The organism is Lawsonibacter celer (genome assembly GCF_014281125.1).
Lineage (GTDB): Bacteria > Bacillota > Clostridia > Oscillospirales > Oscillospiraceae > Lawsonibacter_B > Lawsonibacter_B celer.
Genome location: NZ_JACOEA010000009.1, coordinates 18532 through 43780, shown reverse-complemented (window position 1 = coordinate 43780; position 25249 = coordinate 18532). Strand labels below are relative to the sequence as shown.

The window sequence follows — 25249 nt, the reverse complement described above, 5'->3', positions numbered from 1 at the left end:
CTGCCGCGAAACGCTCCGCGTTTGCGGCAGAACAGCCGCAGAGCGGAACCTGATTTTCCCGTTTAGGAGGAAGCGCAATGCTGCATACCGGACTGATCACCTTTCATTTTGCCCACCACTACGGGGCCCAGCTGCAGGCCTACGCCACCATGCGGGCCATTCAGGGCCTGGGGCACGAATGCGAGATCATTGACTACCGCCTCACCCACACCACCCGCACCAACCAGCTGTTTAAAAAGTCCGGCAGCCTGAGGGACACGGTCTCTGACGTCCATACTGCGCTCCACTATGCCCCCTTCAAGCGCCGTTTTGACCGTTTTGAGGCCTTTGTGACCCAGGAGATGGTCCTCTCTCCCCGGCAATACACCTCCTTTGATCAGCTCAATGCCCAACCGCCGGCCTATGACGTGTATGTGGCGGGCAGCGATCAGATCTGGAACCCATACATCTTTCAGAACCAGCAGTTCGACCCTTCCTTTCTCCTGGCCTTTGTCCGGGAGGGCCGCCGGATCGCCTACGCCCCCAGCCTGGGGGTGCCCCAACTGCCGGAGGACAAGGCCGCCCAGCTGCGGGACTATCTGGCCCCCTTCTCCGCCCTCTCCGTGCGGGAAAAGCGGGGCCAGGTCCTGCTGGAGCAGATGACCGGGCGGGAGGCCCGGGTGGTGCTGGACCCCACGCTCCTGCTGCGCCGGGAGGACTGGGCAGCCCTGGCCGCGCCCCCCAAGGGGAGCGGCCCCTACATCCTGTGCTACTTTGTCTCCGACCCGGGAGAGGCGGCCCCCTACGCCCTCGCCCTGTCCGAGCGCACCGGCCTGCCCATCGTGCAGCTGGCCGGCGCCAGGCGGAAGATTCCCGGCGCCAGGGACCTGGTCTTTGACGCCGGTCCCAAGGAGTTTTTGGGGCTGTTCCAAGGGGCCTCCTATGTGGTCACTAATTCCTTCCACGGGGCCGTGTTTTCCCTGCAGTTCGGCCGGCCCTTCTTCACCTCCATGTCCCCCAAGGAGCGGGCCGAGCCCACCTTCTCCCGCATCTACAGTCTGCTCTCCCGCCTGGGCTGTACCGACCGGGTCATCGGTCTGGACGCCACCGCCCCGGTGGACGCGCCCATGGACTACGAGGCGGTCAACGCCCGCCTGGAGGAGACCCGGGCCGACTCCCTGTCCTATCTGAAGGCTGCCCTGGAGGGGGCGGACATGCCGGCTCCCCCGGACGCACCCACCCCGCCGGCCAGCCGTCCCGTGCTCTGCAGGGCCGAGGACTGTACCGGCTGCGCCGCCTGCGCCTCGGTATGCCCAGTGGATGCCATCTCCATGCAGCCCGACCACGAGGGCTTTCTCCGCCCTGTGGTAGGGGATTCCTGCATCCTCTGCCGCAAGTGCGAGCATACCTGTCCCATTGTGAACCCACGAACCCCTGGCCCCGCCCCGGAAAAGGCCCACGCGGTGTGGAACGCCGACGAGGCCGAGCGCACGGCCTCCTCCTCCGGCGGCTTCTTCTCCTTGCTGGCCCGCCGCACCCTGGACCAGGGGGGCGCGGTGTTCGGCGCGGTGCTGGGGCCGGGGCTGACCGTCCGCCATGTCTGCGCCCGCAGCCTGGAGGAGCTGGCCCCCATGCGCGGCTCCAAGTATGTGCAGAGCGAGATCGGCGGTGCCTTCCGCCAGGCCAAGGAACTGCTGGACTCTGGGACCCCCGTGCTCTTCTCCGGCGTGCCCTGCCAGATCGACGGCCTGCTGCGCTACCTGGGCAAAGACTATGAAAACCTGCTCACCTGCGACCTGGTGTGCCACGGCGTCCCCTCCCCCGCTGTGTTCCGGGCCTATGCCGGGAACCTGGGCCAATCCCGGGGCGCCCGGGTGACCGACGTGCGCTTCAAGGACAAATCCCACGGCTGGAGCCACCCGTATTTTACCGCCCGCCTCTCGGACGGCACCGTGTACAGCGAGGACTTCAACCGCACCCCCTACGGCCGGGGCTTCGGCATGCAGCTCTTCCTGCGCCCCTCCTGCGCCCGGTGCCAGTACACCAGCACCAGCCGGCCGGCGGATTTCACCCTGGCCGACTACTGGGGACTGGATGAGAAGCTGACCCTGCCCGTGGAGCGGGACAAGGGCGTGTCCATGGTTCTGGTCAACAGCGAAAAGGGAGCGGCCGTGTTCCAGGCCCTCTCCCCTGACTTTGGTCAGGTGGAGCGCCCCCTGGACGAGGCTGTGGCGGGAAACCCCCGGCTGGCCTCCCCGCTGAAGGCCAACCCCAGGCGCGCCGCGTTTTTCGCCGCCTTTGCCGCCCGCCCCTATGAGAAGGTGGAGCGGGACTACCTCTCCCTTCCCTCCCTGCCCTACCGCCTGGCGGCCAAGGCCCTCACGCCGGAGATGAAAGCCAGGATCCGCAGGCTTCTGAAGTAAAGTTTACAATTTGTTCCCAACTTTACCCCCGCACCCTGCTAGACTTGCCTTACTACCTTCAACCTGGGAGGAATTTAATTGAACGCTCTGCAAACCTGGATGGACCGATTCTGCCGCAAGCATCCCAACTTCGGGATTCCCAATCTGATGAAGTATATTGTCATCGGCAATGTAGTCGTGTTTCTGCTGGATTTGTTCAGCAACTACGCCTGCTCGAACCTGCTGGCTTTTTTCCCAGATCTGATCCTGCAGGGGCAGGTCTGGCGAATCATCAGCTTCATCTTTATCCCCATTAACTACAGTCCCCTGTTCTTCCTGCTCTCCCTCTATTTTTACTGGTTCATCGGCACCACGTTGGAGCGGGAGTGGGGCAGCGGTAAATTTACCCTGTTTTACGCCTCCGGCATTGTGCTCACCGTCATCGCCGGCGTGCTGCTCCGCCTGACCGGCGTTTGGGAGGTTTACTCCTATGTCAATATGTATTATGTTAACATGTCCATGTTCCTGGCCTTTGCCTCCCTCTATCCGGACATGCAGGTTCTGTTTTTCTTTATCATTCCCGTGAAGGTCAAATGGCTTGCCTGGCTGGATCTGGCCCTGTTCGGCATTGACTGCGTGCGCTATATCGCCGGCGGCGTGTGGATGTTCTGCCTGCTGCCCCTGGTAGCTGTGCTCAACTACCTGCTCTTCTTCTGGTCGGATGTCAGTGCCCTGTTCGGCCGGGTCAAATACCGCCACTCCCGGCAGACGGTCAACTTCAAACAGGCCACCAAGGCCGCCCAGCAGCAAAAGGGCTATATCCACAAATGCGCCGTCTGCGGCAAGACCGATACCGACTACCCCAACGAGGAATTCCGCTACTGCTCCAAATGCAACGGCTACTACTGCTATTGCTCGGAGCATATCCACAACCATGTGCATGTGCAATAATCGAGGGGGCGGCCCGATGGCCGCCCCCTCGATTTTGTAGCCCCTGTGTCATTGACCCTGTTTTTCTTTTTTGCTAGGATGGAGATGAGGAAGATTCCGTATATAACGTCGTGGAATAGGAGGTCCAAATGAAAAAAGTACGTTTCTGTGTCCTCTCTCTGCTTCTGCTGCCGGCACTGCTTCTGCCGACCAACGCAAATTCCGCGCCCACCCGTTACGGCGGAATCGGCGGCTCTGTTCTGGAAATTCAGGAGGACTGTCCCATCACAGTCACCGCGGAACAGCTCACCTTTGACGTATCGGAGTGGGACGGCGTACAGCTCTCCGCCCAAGTCACCGCCGTATATCAAATGAAAAATCCAACCTCAGACCCTTGTTCCGTCCAGATGGCCTTCTATCTGGACGAATATGATGGGCAGGTCGGCCCGCCTTCCCCCGCCGATTGGACAGATTTGGCCTGTGTCACCGCGGACGGCATTCCCCTGGATTTCTCCGCCCGAACGGTTTCCCCGGATGGTGAGGACGCCGGCCGTACCGCCCTTGTCTATACCGTAGATTTCCCCGCAGAGGACAGCCGTGAGGTTGCCGTGTCCTACCAAAGCTACGCCTATGCCTGCCGGGACGGCACCAGCCACTGGACTCAGGAATTCACCTACCTGCTCTCGCCCGCCCGGTATTGGGCCGATTTCGGCACCCTTGACCTTACCGTGAACACCCCCGAAAGCTGCCCCTACCTTGTGGACGCCTCCCTGCCGCTGGAGGCGGACGGAGACTTCCGCTACACAGCCCATTTTGACACGCTCCCTGAGACGGAGCTGACTTTCACCCTCTATCCAAAGCCGGAGATCACTCTGCTGGACCGCGCCCAGGCCGCGCTCTCCGCTTTTCTCTCCAGCGCCGCCTATCTCTTTGCATTTTTCTGGCCTGTGCTGCTGATCCTTGCGGTTTTCCTGATCCTTCTCGCTGTCCGGCTCACTCTGCGCAGATCACGGCGGAAGGGGCGGTAAGCACCGGCCCGGTCGTATACTCCCGGCCACAGGGCCATGGGTGCTCCAGACACAGGGCATATAGGTCGGTACAGCGGCTCTCCAGCTCAAACAGGCGCCGGGCCTCTCCATCCAATCCCTTGGCATGAGCGGGCTTGGTGAGCACCGGCAGGGCGGCCTTTTCCTTCATCTCCCGGAGCAGGCCCTGTCCTCTGGCATTGAACCCCAGCACCCGCAGGTAGGCAGGCGCCTGGGGCAGCTGCGCCGCCTTCAGCCCCAGGAAAGCCCCCACGGCCAGTCGGCGCAGCCGGGCGTGGGGATAGCGCTTGGTCTTGGCCATCGTATAGAATTCCTCCAGGGTCCGGGCCTGCCCGGCGGCGCGTGTGAGCCGCTCCGGCAGGCCCTCTGCCGCCCCACCGTCCGGCAGGGCGGCCCAGTCCATCGGAGCCATAGTGCGCAGCCGGGCCAGGACCGCCCGCTCGCACCGGACCAGCTCGGCCAGCTCAATGCCGCGCAGTGCCTCCTCGCTCCCGCCCGGCAGAAGGGCTCCCGCCCCGCCCCAGTCCCCAGCGCGGATCAGCGCGCGGATCTGGGCCGCCGGGGCGAAGCCGGGCTCCACCCCCACGCCGTGGTGCTCCGCCCCCCGGCGGAGCACAGCCAGCGGCGCAATGCCGCTGTGAAGCGCATTCAGGGCGCGGAGATATTCCACCCCCAGGTTGTTGTTAGGGCCGGAGAGCAGCCTGGCCGCTTCCGTCCCCAGGATATCCTTCACCGCCGCCTGCCGGCAGGCGGCGAAGGTCATGCCCTGCCCCAAAAAGCGCGCCAAGCCGGCCCGGTACCGGGGGCTGTCCAGGCAGCCGGCGATCTGCCCCAGGCGTCCCGCGTCCCCGCACTCGCTGCCGAAGGAGAGCACGTCCACCACCCCCGTGGCCGCCAGCAGTCCCACCGCCCCCCGGGCAAAGGTCTCCGCCGTGGCCATGGCCCAGGGGGTGGGCAGCTCCAGCACCAGGTCCGCGCCCCCCGCCAGGGCCAGCTTTGTCCGGCTCCACTTGTCCGCCAGGGCGCACTCCCCCCGCTGGACCCAGTGCCCGCTCATGACGCACACGATCCCCCCGTCCTCCCCCAGCGCCCGGCGCGTCTGCGCGATATGCCAGGCGTGCCCCCGGTGAAAGGGGTTATATTCCGCGACAATTCCGGCGGTTTTCATAGCGCTTCCTCCAAGTCCGGGGCGGAATTTCCCCCGGTTTTCTTTCAAAATATGGGTTGTCCTTTTGGGAAAAAAGGGCTAAAATAGAAATTACATATGGACTTATTTTACTACGAGACCCCTTACCCTACAAGCCATACTCAAAAAAGTTTGTTTAAGGAGAGATCTGAGTCATGAAAGTTCTGGTTATCAACGCCGGCAGCTCCTCGCTGAAGTATCAGCTGATGGATCCCGAGACCCGCGAGGTGCTGGCCAAGGGCCTGTGTGAGCGCATCGGCATCGACGGCCGCCTCACCCACAAGGTACCCGCCAAGGACGCCAAGCACGAGTTTGAGATCCCCATGCCCACCCATGCCGAGGCCATCCAGGCCGTGCTGGACGCTCTGCTCTCTCCCGAGCACGGGGTCATCAAGAGCGCCTCTGAGATCGACGCGGTAGGCCACCGCGTGGTGCACGGCGGCGAGAAGTTCGCCTCCTCCGTGCGCATCACCGGCGATGTAATGGCCGCCCTGGAGGAGTGCATCCCCCTGGCCCCCCTGCACAACCCCGCCAACATCACCGGCATTCGTGCCTGTGAGAAGGTCATGCCCGGCGTACCCATGGTGGCCGTGTTTGACACCGCCTTCCACCAGACCATGCCCGCCAAGAGCTACATCTACGCTCTGCCCTATGAGTACTATGAGACCGACAAGGTCCGCCGCTACGGCTTCCACGGCACCTCCCACCGCTACGTCTCCGCTCGGGCGGCCGACATGCTGGGCAAGAAGATTGAGGACGTGAAGGTCATCACCTGCCATCTGGGCAACGGCTCCTCCGTGGCCGCTGTGGATGGCGGCAAGAGCGTGGACACCTCCATGGGCTTTACTCCCCTGGCCGGCGTGCCCATGGGCACCCGCTCCGGTGACCTGGACGCCGGCATCCTGGAGTACCTGATGAACAAGTACGGGTACGGCATGAAGGAAATGATGAACATCCTGAACAAGAAGTCGGGCGTGCTGGGCATCTCCGGCGTGTCCTCTGACTTCCGCGACATTGAGGACGCCGCCAAGCAGGGCAACCAGCGGGCGGAGCTGGCTCTGGAGGCCTTCCAGTACAGCGTGAAGAAGCTGGTGGGCGCGTACGCCGCCGCCATGGGCGGAGTGGACGCCATCGTGTTCACTGCCGGCGTGGGCGAGAATGACGCCGCCACCCGCATGGCCATCGCCTCCGGCCTGGAGTTCATGGGTGTGAAGATGGACGCCGAGGCCAACAACACCCGCGGCAAGGAAACCGTGATCTCCGCCGCCGACTCCAAGGTGAAGGTCCTCCTCATTCCCACCGACGAGGAGCTCATGATCGCCATGGACACGGCCGCGATTGTCAAGGGCTGATTTCTGTGTTTCACATCCGGCGGCGCTGCCGCCGGATGCCCTCTCCCGATGACCGGCAAACCAAATTTTCCAACCAAAAAGCGGACCGCCCGTTGGGCCAATGTCATTAAGTTAAGCGAAAAAGCCAGCTGTAGGGGGGCGAAACGCGAGGTTCCGTTCCTTAACGGCTGGCTTTTTTCTTCCCTGTGGCGTTTAGTTAAAGGGCGAAGTATAACCAAAATGTAAATAAACACTCACTCCTCTTGCGTTCAAAATCACTCGCGAGGCACACTAGCTTCACGCCGTGGTGGAACGGTGTTCGCACGCGACAGTTCAAACAGTTTAAAGCGCATAAATCGAGCGGTTTTGCTGATTTCCAAGTATGATATACTTTAGAAGGATAAACAGGCAGATAAATGGGAAATTGTAGAGGAAGGTGTGTATTGTGGGAGAATTGTCAAAATTGCCAAACATAGGAAAGGTTGTTGAAGAACAGCTCATGCAGGTTGGTATAAATACTGCTGATGAACTAAAAAGCACAGGTGCCAAAGCGGCATGGCTAAAAATACAGCAAATAGATGAATCAGCCTGTATCAACCGCTTGCTGGCGCTGGAAGGGGCTATTCGCGGTGTGAAGAAAACCCTGATACCGGAGGAAGTAAAAGCGGATTTGAAAGCATTTTATCAGTGCCATAAGAAGTAGGTAAATTATAATTTTTCGAACAACCTGCTTTCGATTTTCCCGGGTATAAAATGCAGCATCATGCAGAATAACTACCGTTACCGCATCAGAAAAAGCACCCACCCCGTTCAAACGGGGTGGGTGCTTTTTTGTGTTTGGCAAAAGCATTAACTTAATGACATTGCCCGTTGGGGCGGTCCGCTTTTTGCCGTATTTGGAGTAAAGGTCTTAATCCTGGATCTGGCCGCGCACGTCCGCGGGCAGCGCGTCGATCACGCTGTGGTTGGAGTTCAGCAGCACGTTCTCCTCCAGCTTCAGGCCGAAGGTGGCGCCCTCCATCACTGCGGCGTGGAGGTTGCGGGGCCGCTTGCTGTCGCCGGCGTTGATCACCGGGATACCCGCAGCCTGCAGTTGCTCAAAGAAAGCGGTGTTGGAGCGGGTGTGGCAGGTGATCACATCGTCGATGGCCAGTTCGGTGCGGTTGAAGTTCTTGTCCATCACGACCACCTTGCCCTCTTCCACACTGTAAACCGTGCTGTTCTCGATAACTTTCACCGGGAACTTGAAGGGCTCACTGTGCAGGGCCTCGGCATCGGTCTGGGCAAAGCGCTTGCGCAGCACGTACATGTGGATGACCTCCACCGTGGCGGCAAACTCCTTCTTGTCAGTGACCACGGTGACCTCCTTACCCATACCGGCAAGGGCGGCGGCGGTGTCGGCGGCGGCGTAGTGGTCGCCCCAGACCAGGACCTTCTGGCCGGTCTTGCGCATCTTGCGGTCCTTGGGGTGGAAGGGGCAGGTCACCTTGGGACAGGCGATGGCCTCCTCAAAGGGCACAACCCGCTCCGCGCCGATGCACTCAGGCACATAGCTGGAGGCGCCAGTAGCGTTGAGCACCACATCGAAGCCCTTCAAATCGTCCACCGTAGGTACAGTGCGCAGCCGTACATCCACCTTCAGCTGCTTGATCTGATTGCGGATCCAGTCGGCATACCACTTCATCTTCTCCTTGCCCGGGGCCATGCAGCAGCCCAGAATGGCCCCGCCCAGCTCCCCGCTCTTCTCGAAGAGGGTGACTTTGTGGCCGCGGACCGTGGCGATGCGGGCAGCCTCCATGCCGGCGGGGCCGCCGCCCACAATGCCTACATTCAGGGGCTTCTCGGCCAGAGCCATATTGTCGAACTCCATATGGCCGCAGGCGGGGTTAATGGCACAGCCAATCTCCTTCTTGGCCATCATACTCTCCTGCCAGCAGCCGGTCAGGCAGGAGATGCAGCGGCGGATTTGCTCGTCCTTGCCCAGATAGGCCTTCAGCGCCCAGTAGGGGTCGCACAAAAGCTGACGGGACAGACCCACCATATCGGTGTCGCCGTCGGCCAGGACCTTCTCACAGAAGTCGGGGTTGCGGAAGGTGTGGCTGTTGATAACGGGAATGGACACGGCCTTTTTCACCGCCTGGGAGGCGTAAAGCGTCCATCCCTCAGGATAGTACATGGGGTCGAAGCCGGCACCGGGGCTCTCCTGAATGCACTGGCTCAGGTCCAAAGCCGCCACGCCTGCCTGCTCGAACTCTGCAGCTACGCGGACGCTCTCCTCGCACTCACGGCCGCCCTCAACCCACTCGTCCACAGAGTAGCGCACTAAAATGGGGAAGTCCTTGCCGCACTTCTGTTGGATAGAGCTGATGATGGCCAATGGAAAGCGCATCCGGTTCTCAAAGCTGCCGCCCCAGCGGTCGTTGCGCTTGTTTAGATAGGGGGACATGAACTGGGAGATCAGATAGCCATGAGCCGCATGAAGCTCCACGCCGTCAAAACCAGCCTGCTTGACACGCCAGGCCGCCTCGGAGAATTTGTCCACCATATCCACGACTTCCTCGGTGGTCATGGCGCGCACCGGCTTGCCCTTCTCCTCCGCGTTTTCATAGACGATCTCATGCCCCGCGCTCCAGGGCAGCTTCACCACCATATCGGTGGCGGACATGGTGTTATAGCGGGGCCAAGCACACTGCCGGCCGGGGTGCTGCAGCTGGACCACACACTTGGCGCCGTACTTGTGCATGCTCTCCGCCAAGCGAGCCAAGCCTGGGATAAACGTATCGCTGTCTGCCGCAAGGCCGGTAACGGTGGGGCGGCCAGTAGCAGAGTCAGGGGAGGTGGCGCCTACAATGATCAGGCCCACGCCGCCCTTGGCCAGCTCGCTGTGGTGATGGATGTCCCGTTCACTTACCGAACCATCGGCATGGGAGGAACTGACGTCGGTAGGCACATGGCAAATGCGGTTGGGAACCAGCATATTACCGATCTGGATGGGTTGGAACAGATGCGGGTACTTCAGCATAGAAAACTCTCCTTTCATCAATGCGTCTGTTTACAGAATATTGTTAAAGCGCACAAATTAAAGTGCAAATGTCAGACATCTTACAAGTAAATTTTACAACAGAACATGAGGAAAGGAAAATATCAAAAGCGCTTTGCTTTATATCAAATCCGGCTATTCCCCCAAAGGATCATTTTCCCCAGAGCGCAGCCGCGTCCGCCAAACCAGCGGTGTGACCCCCTCATTCTCCTGGAACATTTGATAAAAGCGGTATGGATTGGAAAACCCCGCCTCGCGGACAGCGTCAGAGATACTGCCGATGCCAGAGGCGATCCGCCGCCGGGCGTCCAGATAGCGCAGCTTTGCCACATAATCCTGAAAGCTCATGTGCATTTGCCTGCGGAACAGGTGTCGAAACCTGGACTCACTGAGGAAGCACAGCGCGGCGATCTCCTTCTGGTTCAAACGCTGGGAAAAATGGCTGTCTATATAGGACAGGGCTGGGCGCAGGCGCAGATAATCCGCTAATGCCGCCGCGGAAGCCGGACTCTCATCCAGCCGGAGCAAGCTGCACAGCTCAGCCAACACCAGTCGGAGCCGGGCCCGAATGAGCCGTTCCCGGCCGGTGCGGTCGCCGTGGGCATCCTCCCACAGACCATCCAGAAGAGGACGCAGCGTCTGCCCCGCTGGGCTGTCCCCGGTGACACGGTTGCAGAACCGGGCGCTGTCGTACTGAAAGGGGAGCAGACATTCCGCCTCCCAAGCGGCGGCCCCCTCCAAAAAGAGCTCCGGCAGAAAAAGGAAAAAGCGGAACCGAGTGTCTGCCTGGCTCAACGCCGCCGCTCCGTGCTTTTCCAGGTTGTTAACCAGAAAAATGTCGCCCGCGGAATAGTCGTAGGATTTTTCTTCGAAATAGAAGATTCCTTCCCCAGCGGTACACACGCCCAGCTCAAAAAAACTGTGCCAGTGCAGCCGGGGCGGCGGACCCCCTACAATGTCAGTAACTGCATAATCAATGGCAGAGAAAGGAAAATCCGGTTTCATCCGATATTCCCAGAAAAAGCTCTGCATTCCACACACCCCCGCCTGCATTTCACCGGTCACCCATTTTCAGCCTCCCGGGGCGCATTGCGCAGGGCCACAGCACCCATCAGAGCTGCCAGCACGCCCGCGACCGCAGGCAGGAACATACCGGCCTGAACGGAGACCGCATCGGATACGGCGGCCATCAGGAGAGGGACCACGACTCTGGCAATGCCGGTTACAAACATGTAGGCTGATGTGGTGAGAGTGGTACTGCCCTGATAGCCTCTCGCGCATTCCGCCACCATCATGGGCATAAAGTGCCCGGTGACCAGGCCCAGCAATCCGAAGCACAGGCACATCACCACGGCGCTTCCGCTGAGGATGCCCAGGGACAGCAGTACGGCGGACAGAGCCCCGCCACCCAGAATCAACAGCAGCGGGCGCACCCGCAGGCGGGGTGCCAGGAAGCGGTTGACCGTGGCGGCCACCCAGTAGGCGGTCAGGCAGGTGGCCCCCAGGGCACTGTCGTTATGTACCAGAAGCATGTAGCGCACGATCCAGCAGGTCAGGCCGGTCTGCACCAGGGCGCACATGGCCCCGCAGGCCAGTAACAGCAGATTGCGCCTGTTGCGCAGGTAGCCGCCCAATTCCCGCCAGGACAGGCGGGCCTCCTGCACCTGCTGGAAGCCGTTCAGGCGCTTGACCCCACGCCGTGCCAGGGCTACAGAGACCATGGCCGCTGCCATCATGCCTCCGGTCACAAAGAACACGCCCCGCCAACTGATCCCCAGCAGCAGCGCCTGCATCAGCAGGGGGGCAAGCAGGCTGCCCACACCGAAGAGACCATGGAGCAGGCTGAGATATTTGGGGCTGTCCTGGGGATGGTAATCGATCATGCAGGAGTTGATATACCCGTCCAGCCAGCCGCAGCCCACCCCCAAAAGCACAATGGCGGGCAGGAACACGGCAAAGGAGGTGGCTGCGCCGGAGAGAAGGAGCATGGCCACCTGCAGGATGCCGGAGAGGAGGAGCATGGCCAGCTTCTCCGTCCGCCCCTGAAACAGGGGGTTGACCAGCAGCGCCAGCATGTAGCCCACGTTGAGCATGCTGCTCAGCAGGCCCTGCGCCGCACCGGTCAGTGCGAATGTCTCCACGACCTCGTTGAGCAGCACGCTGCTGATGGAGTTCACAAAGGCGTAGAGGAAAGATACGATCAGAATGGCGGCCGTAACACCCTTCACTGCGGGAGGGCTGGTGTGGGTTTCCATGAAATCTCTCCTTTTGACAAAAAGAACCGGCGCCGGGGCACCCGAAGCCGGTTCTTTTTTAAGTAGACCTATATCCGGGAAAGACGGAGCGGCTTACTGCCGGACTTTCTTCTCCCGGTTGTAGAGAATCAGCAGCAGGACCATAATCAGGCCCATGAACACGTTGCGTACCGGCTGGGAAAGGCCCACCGTGGTCAGCGCATTACTGAGCACCACCATAACCAGGGACCCGGCGATGCTGCCCGTATAGGAGCCAATACCGCCAGAGAGGGTGGTGCCGCCAATGATAACCGCGATCAGGGAATTGTAGGCGTACTCGTCAAAAATCTGGCATCGGGCGGCGTTCATGTACGCCGCTCCCAACATGCCGGCGAAGGCCGCGAACAGACCGGAAAACACGTACGTCAGGATCTGCACCCGAGCCACATTGATACCGTTGAGCCGCGCGGCGGTGGGATTGTTGCCCACCAGATAGACCTGCTTTCCGAAGCGGGAGCGGTTGAGCAGGAAGTAGACCAGCGGTATGATGATAATGGCATACAGCACGATGGACGGCAGGAACTGCAGGCCGAACAGGCGGGAGGTCACCGTCTTGATAAACGTAGGCGAGGCATACCCCATGGGGCTGCCCTGGGTGAGCACATACTGCATCCGGGTGACCACATTGGAGATGGCCAGGGTGACGATCATGGGCGGCAGGCCGATTTTCACCGTGCACACGCCGTTGAGCAGACCGACCACCGCGCCCATGGCCAGAGCCGTCACCAGCAGCTGGAGGAAATGGCCGTCCTTACCGTTCATAATGGTGGTCGTCAAAATCGCCGCCGAGGACATCACCGCGCCCACACCGAAGTCCATGCCGCCGCCGATCAGCACGATGGTCTGGCCCGCGGAGGCAAAGCTCAGCAGCAGGGTGAGCATGATGATCGAGCCGATGGCGCTGGGATTCAGAGAGGTGGGGGAGATAATGATGGTCACCAGATAGATCAGCGCCGCGATGATAAAGGCCATGCGGGCGGGGCTTTTCTGGATGAACATCTTTGCCCTTTGGCTGGCGGAGAGCTGCTGAGCAGCCAGAGGATTACTCATTCCCGTCGCCCCCCTTCTTTGCCGCCGTGGGTTCGTCGTAATGGCGGTCGCTGCGCCGGAACTGGCGCACAATGCCCTCCTTGAGGGCCTGTCGCTGTCCCTTGGCGGTCACGATCGTCATCAGCAGACCCAGGAAAATGATGATATCGGACACAAAGTTCTGCCAGTAGCTGGTAACGGCAAAGCCGGGAATCAGCTTGACCAGCAGGGAGAAGAAATAGTACACAGAGTTCTGGATCAGCACATAGAAGCCAGAGCCGAACACTGCGCAGGCCACATTGCCCCAGCCGCCGAAGCCCAGGCCGCCCAGAATACAGGCGGACAGGGAGCGGATGCCGTAGTCCTCGGCCTGCAGCGGATTACCGGAGGCGATCATCAGGGTAATGCAGATACCGGCCACACCGATAAAGATCCCCTTGAGCACAAAGGCCTTCAGCTGCACCTTCATCGGGCTGATGCCCGCGGCAAAGGCATTACGGGGATTGGCGCCCACGGCGTAAATATGGGTGCCAAACCGGTTGTGCCGGACATACAGCCAAATGATCAGCACGCCCACAATAAAGAGGGCGGATACCGGAATAAACCCGAGGATCTGGGAGTCGTAGGCTTTGTAGAAAACCTTGTCCACCTTGCCCTGGGGCACGTCCATAATCATGACGTTTATACCCTTTATGATATAGGTCAGCGCATAGCTGGCCAAAAGCGCGGGCAGTCGGAACACCGAGCAGCATATCCAGCAGGCCAAGGAGGCCAGAACGGCCACACCCACGCCCAGAATGCAGCACACGATGAATGGCAGCCCCAGCGTCTGCCCGGCCATAATGATGACCACGTTGACCAGAGCCACCTGCACGCCGCAGGAAATATCCATGGTGCCGGCAATCAGCAGAAGGCTCTGTGCCACGGTGACGATAATAAAGGGGGCGTTCTTTGCAAACAGGGTATTGATGCTCTTGACCGTGAAAAAGGACGCAGGCCCCTGCAGCACGGCGTTGAGCACCAGAGCGACCAGGAACAGGATGAATCCCGCAAACGCCGGGGAGCGGCGGAACCTGTCAAATGCATTTTTGATCATGACTGCACCCCTTCCTCGGATGTCTGCGAGCCGCCGGTCATGCCCATCATGGCCGCCACCAGCATCTCAGGCGTCTTTTTGTCGCCTGAGAGCATGGCGCTCACGCAGCCCTCATAGAACACATAGATCCGGTCGGAGATACTGAGCAGCTCCTCCGATTCGCTGGAGGAGATGATGACGGTCATACCTTCATCGGCACACTGGCGCAGTATCTTGTGGATTTCCTGACGGGAGTGGATATCCACGCCCTTGGTGGGGTCGTCCAACAACAGGAGCTTGGGCTGCATGGCAATCCAGCGGGCCACCACCAGCTTCTGCTGGTTGCCGCCGGACAGAGAGCTGGCCGGATGGCCCAGCTCACCAATTTTAATGCTGTATTTCTCCACCGCGTCGTTGGCAAAAGCATGGTTAGACTTAGGCGTCATGTAGGCGAACAGATTGCCCTTGGCCACCTTGCCGGCCAGAATGTTCTCCTCAATGGTGCGCAGGGGGAACATAGCCTCCCGGTTGCGCTCGCCGGAGATGAAGCCCATACCGCCCTTCACTGCCTGAGCCGGGGATTTGAAGGCCACACTCCTGCCATCATACTCAATGGTGCCCTCCTGAAAAGGCTCGGCCCCCAGAAGCGCGCGAATGAATTCCGACTGTCCCTGACCCTGAAGCCCGCCAATGCCGATGATCTCGCCCTGATAGGCCCGCAGGGACAGATCCCGCACCCGCGGGAAGATGGACAGGTTTTTCACGTCCAGCAGAGGGGTTTTGTCCTCTGCGTGGAAGTGGCCGTGAGCCGCGGTCCCGTCGCCCTTTTCCGGGCGCTGACCGGTCATATAATATACTATATCATCCAGGGTAAAGTCAGACATCTTACCCTCGGTGACTGTTTCCCCGCTGCGCATGATGGTAGTGGTATCGCAGACCTGGAACACCTCATTCATACGGTGGGTTACATAGATCATAGCGACGCCTTCCTCCTTCAGCTCGCGCATCACGGAGAAGAGCACTTCAATTTCATCGTAGTGCAGCGCGGCCGTCACCTCGTCCAACAGCAGCAGCCGCGGCTTGAGGGACACCGCCTTGGCCACCTCCAGCATGGTCTGCGTGGACGGCGTCAACGTCTGCACATATGCGTTGGGATCACAGTCAATATGGAATCGAGCCAACAGTGCGTCGATCAAATCGTCGCCGGCCTTCCGGTCAACGATGCCGAATTTGTTGCAGGGCTCATTGCCCAAAAGGATATTATCGCGGACGCTCATAGTGGGAACCAGGCTCAAATCCTGGAACGCCGTGGCAATTCCCAGGCGCCTGGAATCCTGGCCGCTGTGGATTTCAACCGGCTCACCGTCGATCAGAATCTCCCCCTTGTTGGGGTTGACCAGACCGGCGAGCACTTTGATCATTGTGGACTTACCGGAGCCATTGGAGCCCAGCAATGCGCGAATCTCGCCTGGCTCCACATGCAGATGCGCGCCGTTGAGTGCCACAACCGCGTCAAATCGCTTTTCGATTGCGCGTAACTCAAACATGAATCGCTTCCCTCCCGCCAATAAAAAAGTTCGGTCCCCGCTGCAAGACGCCCGGAAAGGGGACGACTTGTCCCCACAGGGGGCAGGCACAGCCTGCCCGGGACCACCGGACCTGCCGCAAACAGGCGGGCGGCAGGCCGGAGATAAAGAAGTAGAAGCTTGACCGGCGGAATCGGAATTCCGCCGGTCAAGCGGTCCATTCGGTCCCTTCTGGGAATATAGATGTTGCTTGCGGGGATTACTTGAAGTAGGCGCTGGCAACCTCGTCGATGGTCAGCCAGTAGGTGATGGCATCACCGGGGGCCATGGTGGTAGCATACTCGACAAACTCAGGGTTCTCAATGTCATCGTAGGTGAAGGACACCTTGGAGGGCACGCGGATGGCGTGGATCTCAGGCACGGTGTACACGTCTTCCTTGAGCTCCTTGCCCAGGATCATGTTCAGGCCGAAGTTCAGAGCGGTAGCGCCAACTCCGGGGGGGTTGGACATGACCATGAAGTCCATCTTCTTCTCATCCTTGTTCAGCTCGTACATACGGCTCATGAACTCGCCGGTGTCGTTGAAGCCGATGAACTTGGGATACTGGGCGCCAGCGGCGTCATAGGCGGCCAGGGCGGCCTCGGCGCACTGGGAGATCAGGATGCCGTCAAACTCCAGGCCGGAGTTGAGGATCTCGGTCATGATCTGCTGGGCCTTCACGGCGTCCCAGTCGTGGTTGTACTGGCCGCCCACGACCTCCAGGCCGTACTCCTCGATGGCGTCGGCAAAGCCGTTCTGGCGGTCGGTATTGGCGGAGTTGCCGTCAAGCGCGGCGATCATGATGACCTTGGCGCCCTCGCCCAGGACCTCAGCGGCGTACTTGGCGGTCTCATAGCCCAGGTAGTACTGGTCGGTGGAGACATTCAGCACGTTTACGTCAGTGGAGGTGTACTCACAGTCGGCATTGATGTAGATGATGCCGGCATCCTGAGCCTTCTCAATGATGGGATCCAGGCCGGTGGAGGACACGGCGTTCACCAGGATGATGTCATAGCCCTCGTTGATGGAGTTCTCAATCTGCTGAGACTCGGTGGCGGCGTCCCAGTTGGACACGAAGGACGCGTAGGAGACGTTCAGGCCGTAGTCCTTGGCGGCCGCGGCAGCCTCCTGGATGTCGGCCTCATAGCGCACACGGTAGGGGTTACCCTCAATCACGGCGTTGTGGGAGGCCAGGCGGATTTCCTGGGTATCGCCGCCTTGGGTGGGCGCGGGGGTGTCAGTCGAGACAGGTGCGGAAGTCTGGGGCGCGGGGGAGTTGCCGCTGGGCTGGCTGGTACAGGCAGCCAAAGCCAGTATCATGGCCACTGCCAGCAGCATTGCGAGATACTTCTTCATTTTGTTTCCTCCTTCTTTTTTGTTGGAAGCATCTTCCGGTGCCTTCCGGTGTTTATAACCAAGGGGCTGACATCCCCTCGATTACCAGATGGATACGCGACAGGGTTTCAAGTGTGCTTCAGGCGTTCTCAATGAGACCGCGGAAGTATTTCTGGGCGATGCGGATCTGGTCCTCGATGTAGTCGTTGTAGCCCCGCACCTTGCCGCCCTGGAAGGGCATGTGGCAGAACTCATAATTGATATAGCCCTCGTAGCCCACTTCCTTCAGCGCGCGGATAAAGGCGGGATAGTTGGTGAGCACCGGCTGGAGGTGCGGATCAAAGGAGATCATCTCGATCTTTCCGTCGGGGTGCTCGATAAACTCTGCGTTGGCGTGGGTAATCATCTGCAGGTCGCCCACATCGCGGACGGCCTTGGTAATATACGCATCCGACTGGTGCTCCGTCGTCCAGCCGCAGCAGGGAGCGTCCAGGCAGCACTTCACCCAGGGGGAATCCACCCATTTGACAATGTCCAGCATGTCGGTGTACTCGTCAATGATGGGGTGGTGGTTCTGCAGGGCCAGCACCACACCGGCCTCCTCCGCCCACTTGGCGGCCTCCTTCAGGCAATTGACAATGCTCAGGCGCAGCTCATAGTCCAGCGCGCCGTAATAAGTGTGGTATTGGCTGGGGATCTCATAGGTGGCCACGCCGTCCCGCTTCACAATCCCCCGCCAGCAGGCAAACACCCGCAGCACCTTCGCCCCCAGCTGCTTCGTGACCCGGATCTGCTCCCGCACCATGAGCAGCTCGTTTTCAATATGCTCCGGCACGATGGAGGCAAAATTGTTATTGGCGGCACAGCCACAGATCTCCAGGCCCTGTTTCTCCGCATAGGCGCGGATTTCCGCACAGCGTTTTTCATCCAGATCCAAAGGGGAGCCGTGGGGGCGCTTCAGATCAATTTCCACGCCGTCATAGCCGAATTTCTTGGCTGTGTCAATAAATTCTTCCACAGTCAGGGCGGGACGGTCTTTGAACCAGGTTCCCGAACAGGAGATGGAATACAGGCCGACTTTCATGATAAAACGCTCCTTTTCATGATATGAAATTTAGCTGCCGGAACATGCAGTTATCCGGTGATCTCCTCCGCGCGGACCTCACGGCCTTCCGCAGCGGAGCGGTAAAACGCGTCGATAATGGCGGCCACATTCAGGGTCTCCTCCGGCCGGACCGCCAGCGGCGTGCCGAGGAGGAGATGGTCCACCGCGTTTGCAAACAGGAGGAAGTGCCCCGGAAACGCCTCCTTGGCAAAGGGCCGCTCCTCCGGAAAAAGCCGGGGCTTGATGTCCGCCTGGTAGCGGCCCATGGTGGACAGCAGTTCCACCTGGGGCAGCAGCAGCCCCGCCTTGCTCCCGGCAAAGGACATGGAGTACTCGGGCGGCAGGTTGACCGCCCAGGAGGTCTTGAAGTTGATGCAACAGCCGTTGTCCAGCCGGAGATTGCCCGCGGCGAATTCCTCCACCTCAAACTCCTCCGGGGAATAGGGCCGGGCGTTGAACACCCCGGCTGGGGCGCCGCTCTCCGCCAGGCTGGTGATCACGTCCCGCTCATTGCGCGCGATGTGCGCAGACGCCGTGCCCGAGATGGAGGCAAATTTCGGCCCCCCCATGACCCACAGAGCCGCGTCCAGCATATGCACCCCCAGATCGCACAGCACGCCGCCGCCGTTGGCGTCCTTCCGGTGAAACGCGCCCCACTTGGGCACGCCCCGCCGGCGGATCAGGGAAAATTCCGAATAGTAGATGTCACCCAGCAGGCCGCCCTCTACAAACTCCCTGGCCACCTGGTACTCCTGGTTGTAGCGCACCACCTGGCAGGCAAAGAGCACCCGGTCCACCTTTTTCGCGTAGTCAAACATCTCCTTCGCGTCGGCATAGGTGAAGGCGATGGGCTTTTCGCAGGCCACATGGGCTCCGTGGGACAGGGCCAACATGGCCATTTTTTTGTGCAGCGCGTTGGGCGTGCACACCGAAACCAGGTCCGGCTTCTCCTTGAGGAGCATCTCTTCCGCGTCCGTATACCAGCGGGGAATCTGAAAACGTTGTGCGGTCTGTTCCGCCGAGACGGGATTCACGTCGCACACAGCAGCCAGGTCCACCTTGTCGCTCAGGCTGCGGTAAGCCGGGATATGGGCCGCGTTGGCAATCATGCCGCAGCTGATCACGGCCACCTTAAGCTTGCTCTCCTTCAAATCAGAATCCTCCCCTTGTTGCAAATATCCGCGGGCAAACAATCAGCGGAGCCGTTTTGCAAAATAAAAAATAACGTTTCAAATCTCGTCATTATTGTAACAAAAGGAGCAGAGAAATGCAAGCGGCTTTTGGAGAGAATGTCAATATATTTTTGCGTGCCCAGCTTACCAGTTAATATCGAAGCTTTCTCCCGCCTGCAGGGCGCTCAGGGCCTGGTTAACCCGCTCCACAAAGGTTTCCTTCATGGCAAACTCGCACACGCCGTTGACATATACGTTCATCCGCCGGGTGCCTCCGGCATGCAACGCCATCACGTCGTCTGCCTTTCCGTCCGTATAGTGGTACGTGATGGTCATCACCGCGGGCGTCTCCGCCTCCGGCTGCACTCCCAGGTATTCCCCGTCGCTGGCCGCGCTGCCCAGCAGCTTGAAAAAGCTGCGGAACAGATCGGTGTCCACCACCGAGCCATTCAGGGTAATCACGGGGTTTCGGGCGTCGGTATTGTCCACCTGAAATTCATGCCGGCCTGCGGCGCTCTCCACTGTGACGCCGCTCACATCCATCAGCAACGGGGAGAGGAACCAGCGCAGCAGCAGCTTTTCGTATTCCAGATCCATGAAAGCCGGCCGCTCCACCAGGTAGACCACGCCGCTGCCCTGGGCATTGGCGTAAAAGTAAGTGCCGTCCTCTACGGCGGGCAGGAAGCGCAGGACATAGTGCTCGACCGTGTCGGCGCCGTTTTTGTAGTCAAACTCCACTTGCAGGTAGGGATCGGCAAAGCCCATCCCGTCCACCTGTTCCTCCGTAAGGCCGTAGGAGACGATGGACTGTCCGGTCATCCCGCACAGGGGTGTGAGCATGGTCAGGGCGTAGGTCTGATCCAGCTCGTACACCCCGGCGCCCCGCACAATATGGGTGGCCGCGCCGAAGGAACGGGCCAGCTGTTTTACCTCCTCGTCCCCGGCGGACACCGACTCAATGGTGATCGGGGCCTCCAGCGCTTTGCCGCTGAAGGTCACATCCTGTACGGCGGACAGGGCGCTGGACACCGCCAGCTCCGGCGTAAGGCGGAACGAGATCAGAGATTCCTTCGCAATCAGATACCATTGGGCGTATTCCGCCGGAAGCAGGTAGACCCCGTTCTCCCCCTCCACGCAGCAGTAATAGTCGCCTGAAATGCTCTCCTGGCTGCCCAGGCGGACGGTCAGCGACTCCCCGTCGGTATAGGCTGCCGTCATCTGCGCCTGGGGCTGGGCAAGGCCGTACTGCTCCAGGTCGGCCTGCCCTCCAGCCACCTGCTGCTGGGCAGAGACCTGGGAGCAGGCAGTGAGGAACTCAATGAACGCGCTGGTGTCTACCAGCTCAGCCGGCACGCCGTCGATTATATAGCCGCCGTCCCGGGTGGTTACGGAGACCACTCCGAGCTCGTTCTCCACCTGAACGGACGCCACGTCCGTGGCTGCATGGTTGGAAAACACGTGGTGCTCCGCGCCGGAATCGGGCGTGCTCAGCAGCAGGGCGGCCAGGACTGCGGCAAGCCCCGCCACAACCACGATTTCAATGGTAAGTAGCTGTATCAGTCGTTTCATCACTTATACCTCCGATACAGCCAGACGCCGATACCGGCGGCCAGAATGGCCAGAGGAATCACGCCCCCCAGCACCATGCCCAGCGTGGATACCTGGGCGGTGGTAATGCCCAAGGTCTTGCCGGACAGGGATTTGGGCGCGATGGTGACGGTCTCCTCCCGCTGGGTCAGCGTGTTGAACAGGTTGAGCAGATAGCTGCTGTTGGCCAGGGAGGAATTTTGCAGGCACACCTCCTCCAGCATGGACACCGAACCCGTGACCACCACATTGGACTGCTTGGCCAAGACGCCGTTTTCATACACCTTTCGGCTGGCCAGCACCATGGCAGGCATGGGTCCCCACTGCTGCGCATCGTCGGCTGCAAATCCCTCCCCCGCATCGGAGGGGCGCACACCGGCGCTCTCCCCAAAGGAGAGGAGCGTCTCCGTGTACTGGCCGTCCCGGCTGTCAAAGAGCACCTCCAGCGGACGGCACAGGGGCATAAGCATGGGGGTGCTGCTGTCGATGAGCATATCCCGCCAGTTCTCGGAGGTGTAGTCCGCAATGGGATAATAGGGCTGGTACTGGTAAGTGCGTTCCGCCTTGGTCTCGAATACCGACCCGTCCCCCACGGTCACGCCCCACTCGGACAGGAAGGTCTCCAGATTGGGCAGGACCGTCTGGGTCACTGAGGCGGCGTAGAACAGGGTCTTGCCGTAGGACCCGTTGTTGTACAGGTATTCCTCCAGCTTGCGCACATCGTCCTCAGACAAATCAGACTGGGGGGCAAGCAGAAGCAGCGCGTCGTAAGCCGACAGGTCGCTGGTGGCGGCCACCGCGCTCTCCAGCACATAGTTGTTGTTCACCAGCAGGGCGGTAAAATTGGGCATGTCCTGCTGTCCGTTGCCGGTGAGCACGCCGATGCGCACGTCCCGGTTGCTGAGCACGTTCAGAATCGCCCCTGTCACCGCCTCCTCCGCCCGGGAGGACTCAATCGTCAGGGAGCCGGAAGCCGTATAGGCGTAGTTGAACAGGGAGGTCATGGACACCTGCCGCACCCGGCCGTTGCCGGAGACGATCACATCTCCCTCGGACAGGGTGAGGTCGGGGTGGCTGGCGGCATAGCTGGGGTCCGCGGCGTAGTCGATATAGCGCAGGCTCACCCGGTCGGAGTACTGGGGATAGTGCTCCAGGATCCGTTTGGCCTGCACCAGGTAGGAGTCGCCGCTGAATGCCTCCTCCGTGGCCAGCACATCAATGGTGATGTCCTGGCTCAGCGCAGAGAGGACCTGCTTTGTCTCGTCCCCGATCTCATAGGCGGCGTTGGCCGTCAGGTCCACCGAAAGCGGGAAGCGGTTGGACAGCACCAGCGCCACCGCGTTGAGCAGAAATGTGGCCGCCAGAAGCAGCACAATGATGAGCGCAAAGATGACCTTCATCTTCCCGCTGTGCGTGGTTACAGGTTTTTTCATGCGTCCGGCCCTCCCCTCAGCTCCAGCGCCGTTTTTCCAGCACAGCAGTGGTGAACAGAAGGAACATCACCGCAATGCTCACGAAAAACAGCACGTTGGAAAAATCAATGATACCGTAGGTAAAGCCGTTGTAGTGGTCGTTGAAGGACAGGTAGGAAAAGAAGGTCTGAAAGGCCGGGGTGGACACCACATACACCAGCGCGTCCACTAGAATGAGAAACAGGCTGACGGCAAAGCCGCACACGGCGGAGATGACCTGGCTCTCCGTCAGGGAGGACAGGAACATGCAGATGGCGATCAGGCACGTCCCCAGCAGCGCCAAGCCCAGGAGATTGCCGATCACCACCGGCCAGTCCGGTGCGGCATAGGCCGAGAGCACCAAAGCCATCAGCAGGGCGCCGGAAATGGCGATCAGGTACACGCACAGGGCCGACAGGTATTTGCCCAGCACAATGCCGATGCGGGGTACCGGCGCGGTCAGCAGCAGCTGGTCGGTCTTGGAGCGCTTGTCCTCGCTCATCAGGCGCATGGTCAGAATGGGCACCAAAAATAGCACCACGGAAAAGAGCTGGCGAAACAGATTGGACATATCCGTGGTGTTGCTGTACAGGTTATAGGTAAAGAAATAGTACGCGGTGAAAAAATAGAGCACCGCAATGAACACATAGCCCAAAGGGGACTGAAAATAGGCGCGGAATTCCCGCTTGAATACGGCTCTCACGGCTGCGCTCCCTCCTCCTGCTCCACCTGCTGCTCGCCCACCAGATTGAGGAAGATTTCCTCCAGGGAGAACTCGTTATGATAGGTGCCCAGCAGCGGCAGGTCCGCCGCCGCCAGGGCGCGGAACACATCGGCCCGGATGTCGGTGTCCGGCTGTCCGTCAATGCTGTAGTCCCAGGCGCCCGGCTCCTTTTCCGCCAGGGCCCTGACCGCCTGCACGCCGGGCACGGCACCCAGCGCGGCAATGACGGCCTCCGGCGCGCCGGCCACCCGCACAATGGCCCTGTGGGTGGCAAGCATCTTGCGGGACAGGCGCTCCGGCGTGTCGTCGGCGATGACCCGGCCCCCGTGGATGACGATGATCCGGTCGCAGATGGCCTGGATCTCCGAGAGGATGTGGGAGGAGACAATAACCGTGCTGGACTGTCCGGACTGGCGGATGAGTTCCCGGATTTCAATAATCTGGGAGGGGTCGAGGCCCACCGTGGGCTCGTCCAGGATCAGCACCTTCGGGCTTCCCACCAGCGCCTGGGCGAAGCCCACCCGCTGCTTGTAGCCCTTGGACAGGTTGCGGATCATGCGGGTACGCACCTGGGTCAGACCCACCCGCTCGCAGATGGCGGAGATGTGCGCCTCCCGCTCGGCGCGCCTGGAGGTAACTCCCTTCAGGTCGCAGCAGAAGGACAGAAATTCGTTCACCCGCATTTCCGGGTAAAAGGCGAAGGCCTCCGGCAGATAGCCGATGCACCGTTTGGCAGCCTTGGCGTCGGACAGGATGTCGTGCCCGTCGATGCGCACGGTGCCCGCCGTGGCGCTGAGATACCCGGTCAGTATGTTCATGGTGGTGGATTTACCCGCGCCGTTCAGGCCCAGAAGGCCCACCACCTCCCCCGCCCGGATGGAAAAGCTCACATCGGCCAGGGCGACTTTGGCTCCATAGTGTTTGACAAGATGCTTTACTTCAACCAAGTGGATCAGTCTTCCTTTCCGCCGCGCGGGGCAAAACGCCGTACTCCGCGGCAGCGAGTAGAATGGTATAAGTATGCATCATTTTGGGGCGTTTTGCAACTGTGATTGGAGAAGCAGATGGGATTTCTGGCGAAATGCCTCTATTTCCCCGGGGATACCGCCAGCAGGACGGCCTCCCCCTCCAGGGCAATTTCCTCTCCTGCGGTCAGGAACAGCCCCGTCCCCGCCGCCAGTCCAAGCGATTCCCCGCCCTGGAAAGCGCTGCAGGCCCCCTCTGTGCACAGCAGATGGCAAAAGCCGTCCGCCGATGCCGAGACATGGGCCTGTCCGGCCAGATGAAGCTCCCAAAGGGAAAAATAAGGGCAGCGGACAATGGCCCGGCGGCGGAGCCCCCCCTGCTCCCGCGCCTCCCCCGCGCCCGGAGGCGTGGTGGATACCGGAGCCAGGGCCGCCACCGCCAGGGCGTCGGCAATGTGCAGCTCCCGCGGGCGGCCCTGGGCGTCCACCCGGCCGTAGTCATACACCCGGTAGGTCAGATTTGAGCTCTCCTGCACCTCATAGATCAGGCAGCCCGGACCGATGGCGTGGAGCATCCCCGCCGGAATGTAGTAGCTCTCCCCGGCGTGGACAGGCACCTTGTTCAGCAGCTCCTCCACCGTATTCTCCCCGATGGCGCGCTCCAACTCCGCCTTGGTCACCGGGCGCTTCAATCCCAGATACAGATATGCGTCCTTCTCCGCAGCCAGCACATGCCACAGTTCGGTCTTGCCCCGCTCCCCCGCGGTGCGCAGGGCGTAGGCGTCATCCGGGTGTACCTGGACGGATAGGGGCTTATGGGCGTCGATGAGCTTCACCAGAATGGGCAGGTCCTCCCCCAGCGCGTCCCGCAGGGTCCGGCCGCTCCCGGCCAGCAGGGTCAGGCCGTCCGGGTGGGTGGACAGCTCCCAGCTCTCCGCCACCACCGGCAGGCCGGCTCCCTTGCCAAACCGCTCCCACAGGGCGGTGCCGCCCCACAGGTAGTCCTTATAGACAGGCTCCAGCAGAAACATG

At 60.7% G+C, this 25249-nt stretch carries 20 protein-coding genes; 5 read left to right on the top strand and 15 right to left on the bottom strand.

The features are described 5' to 3' along the window. Positions 1–77 precede the first annotated feature (77 nt). The 3 genes from H9Q75_RS12005 (at position 78) to H9Q75_RS11995 (ending at position 4339) form a co-directional block, all read left to right on the top strand. Complete coding sequence (locus H9Q75_RS12005; protein WP_243200825.1) at positions 78–2402, top strand: polysaccharide pyruvyl transferase family protein; 2325 nt, start codon at positions 78–80, stop codon at positions 2400–2402. Positions 2403–2480: 78 nt separating this feature from the next. Next, positions 2481–3332 carry a rhomboid family intramembrane serine protease gene (locus H9Q75_RS12000; RefSeq protein WP_243200824.1) on the top strand — a complete coding sequence of 284 codons (852 nt, stop codon included), beginning with the start codon at positions 2481–2483 and terminating at the stop codon, positions 3330–3332. A gap of 128 nt (positions 3333–3460) precedes the next feature. Further along, positions 3461–4339 (top strand): TerC family protein, encoded by an 879-nt coding sequence (locus H9Q75_RS11995; protein WP_186567442.1) that lies wholly within the window; start codon positions 3461–3463, stop codon positions 4337–4339. On the opposite strand, the gene H9Q75_RS11990 is transcribed toward H9Q75_RS11995, so the two are convergent. Then, entirely contained in the window at positions 4305–5525 is a 1221-nt protein-coding gene (locus H9Q75_RS11990) for a tRNA(Met) cytidine acetate ligase (RefSeq protein ID WP_186567440.1), read from the bottom strand. The two genes, H9Q75_RS11995 and H9Q75_RS11990, sit on opposite strands and share 35 nt — an antisense overlap. 173 nt (positions 5526–5698) lie before the next feature. Here H9Q75_RS11990 and H9Q75_RS11985 point away from each other — a divergent pair, with 173 nt between their 5' ends. Then, a complete protein-coding gene (locus H9Q75_RS11985; protein ID WP_186567438.1) occupies positions 5699–6895 on the top strand; it encodes an acetate/propionate family kinase in 1197 nt (398 codons plus the stop codon). A gap of 424 nt (positions 6896–7319) precedes the next feature. Continuing rightward, the gene (locus tag H9Q75_RS11980; RefSeq protein WP_186567436.1) at positions 7320–7577 is read left to right on the top strand and encodes a TfoX/Sxy family DNA transformation protein; all 258 of its coding nucleotides are present in this window, start codon (positions 7320–7322) and stop codon (positions 7575–7577) included. 207 nt (positions 7578–7784) lie between these two features. Here H9Q75_RS11980 and H9Q75_RS11975 read toward each other — a convergent pair whose 3' ends face one another. From H9Q75_RS11975 to H9Q75_RS11910, 14 genes are all read right to left on the bottom strand, one after another. Then, positions 7785–9896 carry an oxidoreductase gene (locus H9Q75_RS11975; protein ID WP_186567433.1) on the bottom strand — a complete coding sequence of 704 codons (2112 nt, stop codon included), beginning with the start codon at positions 9894–9896 and terminating at the stop codon, positions 7785–7787. 153 nt (positions 9897–10049) lie between these two features. Beyond that, a complete protein-coding gene (locus H9Q75_RS11970) occupies positions 10050–10979 on the bottom strand; it encodes a helix-turn-helix domain-containing protein (protein ID WP_186567431.1) in 930 nt (309 codons plus the stop codon). Further along, positions 10976–12169, bottom strand: coding sequence for an MFS transporter (locus H9Q75_RS11965; RefSeq protein WP_186567429.1), 1194 nt, complete (start codon positions 12167–12169; stop codon positions 10976–10978). The genes H9Q75_RS11970 and H9Q75_RS11965 overlap by 4 nt, the downstream gene beginning before the upstream one ends. 93 nt (positions 12170–12262) lie before the next feature. Next, entirely contained in the window at positions 12263–13258 is a 996-nt protein-coding gene (locus tag H9Q75_RS11960; RefSeq protein ID WP_186567428.1) for an ABC transporter permease, read from the bottom strand. Next, positions 13251–14333 (bottom strand): ABC transporter permease, encoded by a 1083-nt coding sequence (locus H9Q75_RS11955; RefSeq protein ID WP_186567426.1) that lies wholly within the window; start codon positions 14331–14333, stop codon positions 13251–13253. The genes H9Q75_RS11960 and H9Q75_RS11955 overlap by 8 nt, the downstream gene beginning before the upstream one ends. Continuing rightward, the gene (locus tag H9Q75_RS11950; RefSeq protein ID WP_186567424.1) at positions 14330–15859 is read right to left on the bottom strand and encodes a sugar ABC transporter ATP-binding protein; all 1530 of its coding nucleotides are present in this window, start codon (positions 15857–15859) and stop codon (positions 14330–14332) included. The genes H9Q75_RS11955 and H9Q75_RS11950 overlap by 4 nt, the downstream gene beginning before the upstream one ends. A gap of 238 nt (positions 15860–16097) precedes the next feature. Next, positions 16098–17234 carry a substrate-binding domain-containing protein gene (locus tag H9Q75_RS11945; RefSeq protein ID WP_186567422.1) on the bottom strand — a complete coding sequence of 379 codons (1137 nt, stop codon included), beginning with the start codon at positions 17232–17234 and terminating at the stop codon, positions 16098–16100. Between the two features lie 118 nt (positions 17235–17352). Next, entirely contained in the window at positions 17353–18297 is a 945-nt protein-coding gene (locus H9Q75_RS11940) for a sugar phosphate isomerase/epimerase family protein (protein WP_186567421.1), read from the bottom strand. Positions 18298–18347: 50 nt separating this feature from the next. After that, positions 18348–19469: a Gfo/Idh/MocA family protein gene (locus tag H9Q75_RS11935; protein ID WP_186567419.1), complete on the bottom strand. Its 1122-nt coding sequence runs from the start codon at positions 19467–19469 to the stop codon at positions 18348–18350. Between the two features lie 165 nt (positions 19470–19634). After that, entirely contained in the window at positions 19635–21059 is a 1425-nt protein-coding gene (locus tag H9Q75_RS11930; protein ID WP_186567417.1) for a DUF4340 domain-containing protein, read from the bottom strand. After that, complete coding sequence (locus tag H9Q75_RS11925) at positions 21059–22510, bottom strand: GldG family protein (RefSeq protein ID WP_186567415.1); 1452 nt, start codon at positions 22508–22510, stop codon at positions 21059–21061. The genes H9Q75_RS11930 and H9Q75_RS11925 overlap by 1 nt, the downstream gene beginning before the upstream one ends. Positions 22511–22526: 16 nt before the next feature. Further along, positions 22527–23231, bottom strand: a complete 705-nt coding sequence (locus H9Q75_RS11920) for an ABC transporter permease subunit (protein ID WP_186567413.1) — start codon at positions 23229–23231, stop codon at positions 22527–22529. Then, positions 23228–24199 (bottom strand): ABC transporter ATP-binding protein, encoded by a 972-nt coding sequence (locus H9Q75_RS11915; RefSeq protein ID WP_186567411.1) that lies wholly within the window; start codon positions 24197–24199, stop codon positions 23228–23230. The genes H9Q75_RS11920 and H9Q75_RS11915 overlap by 4 nt, the downstream gene beginning before the upstream one ends. Positions 24200–24339: 140 nt before the next feature. After that, positions 24340–25248: a type I phosphomannose isomerase catalytic subunit gene (locus H9Q75_RS11910; protein ID WP_186567409.1), complete on the bottom strand. Its 909-nt coding sequence runs from the start codon at positions 25246–25248 to the stop codon at positions 24340–24342. Position 25249 lies beyond the last annotated feature (1 nt).

Bases quoted from the DNA above. Each gene is read 5' to 3' on its own strand.
- H9Q75_RS11975 (WP_186567433.1), bottom strand. From the start codon at position 9,896: ATGCTGAAGTACCCGCATCTGTTCCAACCCATCCAGATCGGTAATATG.
- H9Q75_RS11985 (WP_186567438.1), top strand. From the start codon at position 5,699: ATGAAAGTTCTGGTTATCAACGCCGGCAGCTCCTCGCTGAAGTATCAG.
- H9Q75_RS12005 (WP_243200825.1), top strand. From the start codon at position 78: ATGCTGCATACCGGACTGATCACCTTTCATTTTGCCCACCACTACGGG.
- H9Q75_RS11955 (WP_186567426.1), bottom strand. From the start codon at position 14,333: ATGATCAAAAATGCATTTGACAGGTTCCGCCGCTCCCCGGCGTTTGCG.
- H9Q75_RS11945 (WP_186567422.1), bottom strand. From the start codon at position 17,234: ATGAAGAAGTATCTCGCAATGCTGCTGGCAGTGGCCATGATACTGGCT.
- H9Q75_RS11990 (WP_186567440.1), bottom strand. From the start codon at position 5,525: ATGAAAACCGCCGGAATTGTCGCGGAATATAACCCCTTTCACCGGGGG.
- H9Q75_RS11940 (WP_186567421.1), bottom strand. From the start codon at position 18,297: ATGAAAGTCGGCCTGTATTCCATCTCCTGTTCGGGAACCTGGTTCAAA.
- H9Q75_RS11950 (WP_186567424.1), bottom strand. From the start codon at position 15,859: ATGTTTGAGTTACGCGCAATCGAAAAGCGATTTGACGCGGTTGTGGCA.
- H9Q75_RS11910 (WP_186567409.1), bottom strand. From the start codon at position 25,248: ATGTTTCTGCTGGAGCCTGTCTATAAGGACTACCTGTGGGGCGGCACC.
- H9Q75_RS11930 (WP_186567417.1), bottom strand. From the start codon at position 21,059: ATGAAACGACTGATACAGCTACTTACCATTGAAATCGTGGTTGTGGCG.
- H9Q75_RS11960 (WP_186567428.1), bottom strand. From the start codon at position 13,258: ATGAGTAATCCTCTGGCTGCTCAGCAGCTCTCCGCCAGCCAAAGGGCA.
- H9Q75_RS11965 (WP_186567429.1), bottom strand. From the start codon at position 12,169: ATGGAAACCCACACCAGCCCTCCCGCAGTGAAGGGTGTTACGGCCGCC.
- H9Q75_RS11925 (WP_186567415.1), bottom strand. From the start codon at position 22,510: ATGAAAAAACCTGTAACCACGCACAGCGGGAAGATGAAGGTCATCTTT.
- H9Q75_RS11995 (WP_186567442.1), top strand. From the start codon at position 3,461: ATGAAAAAAGTACGTTTCTGTGTCCTCTCTCTGCTTCTGCTGCCGGCA.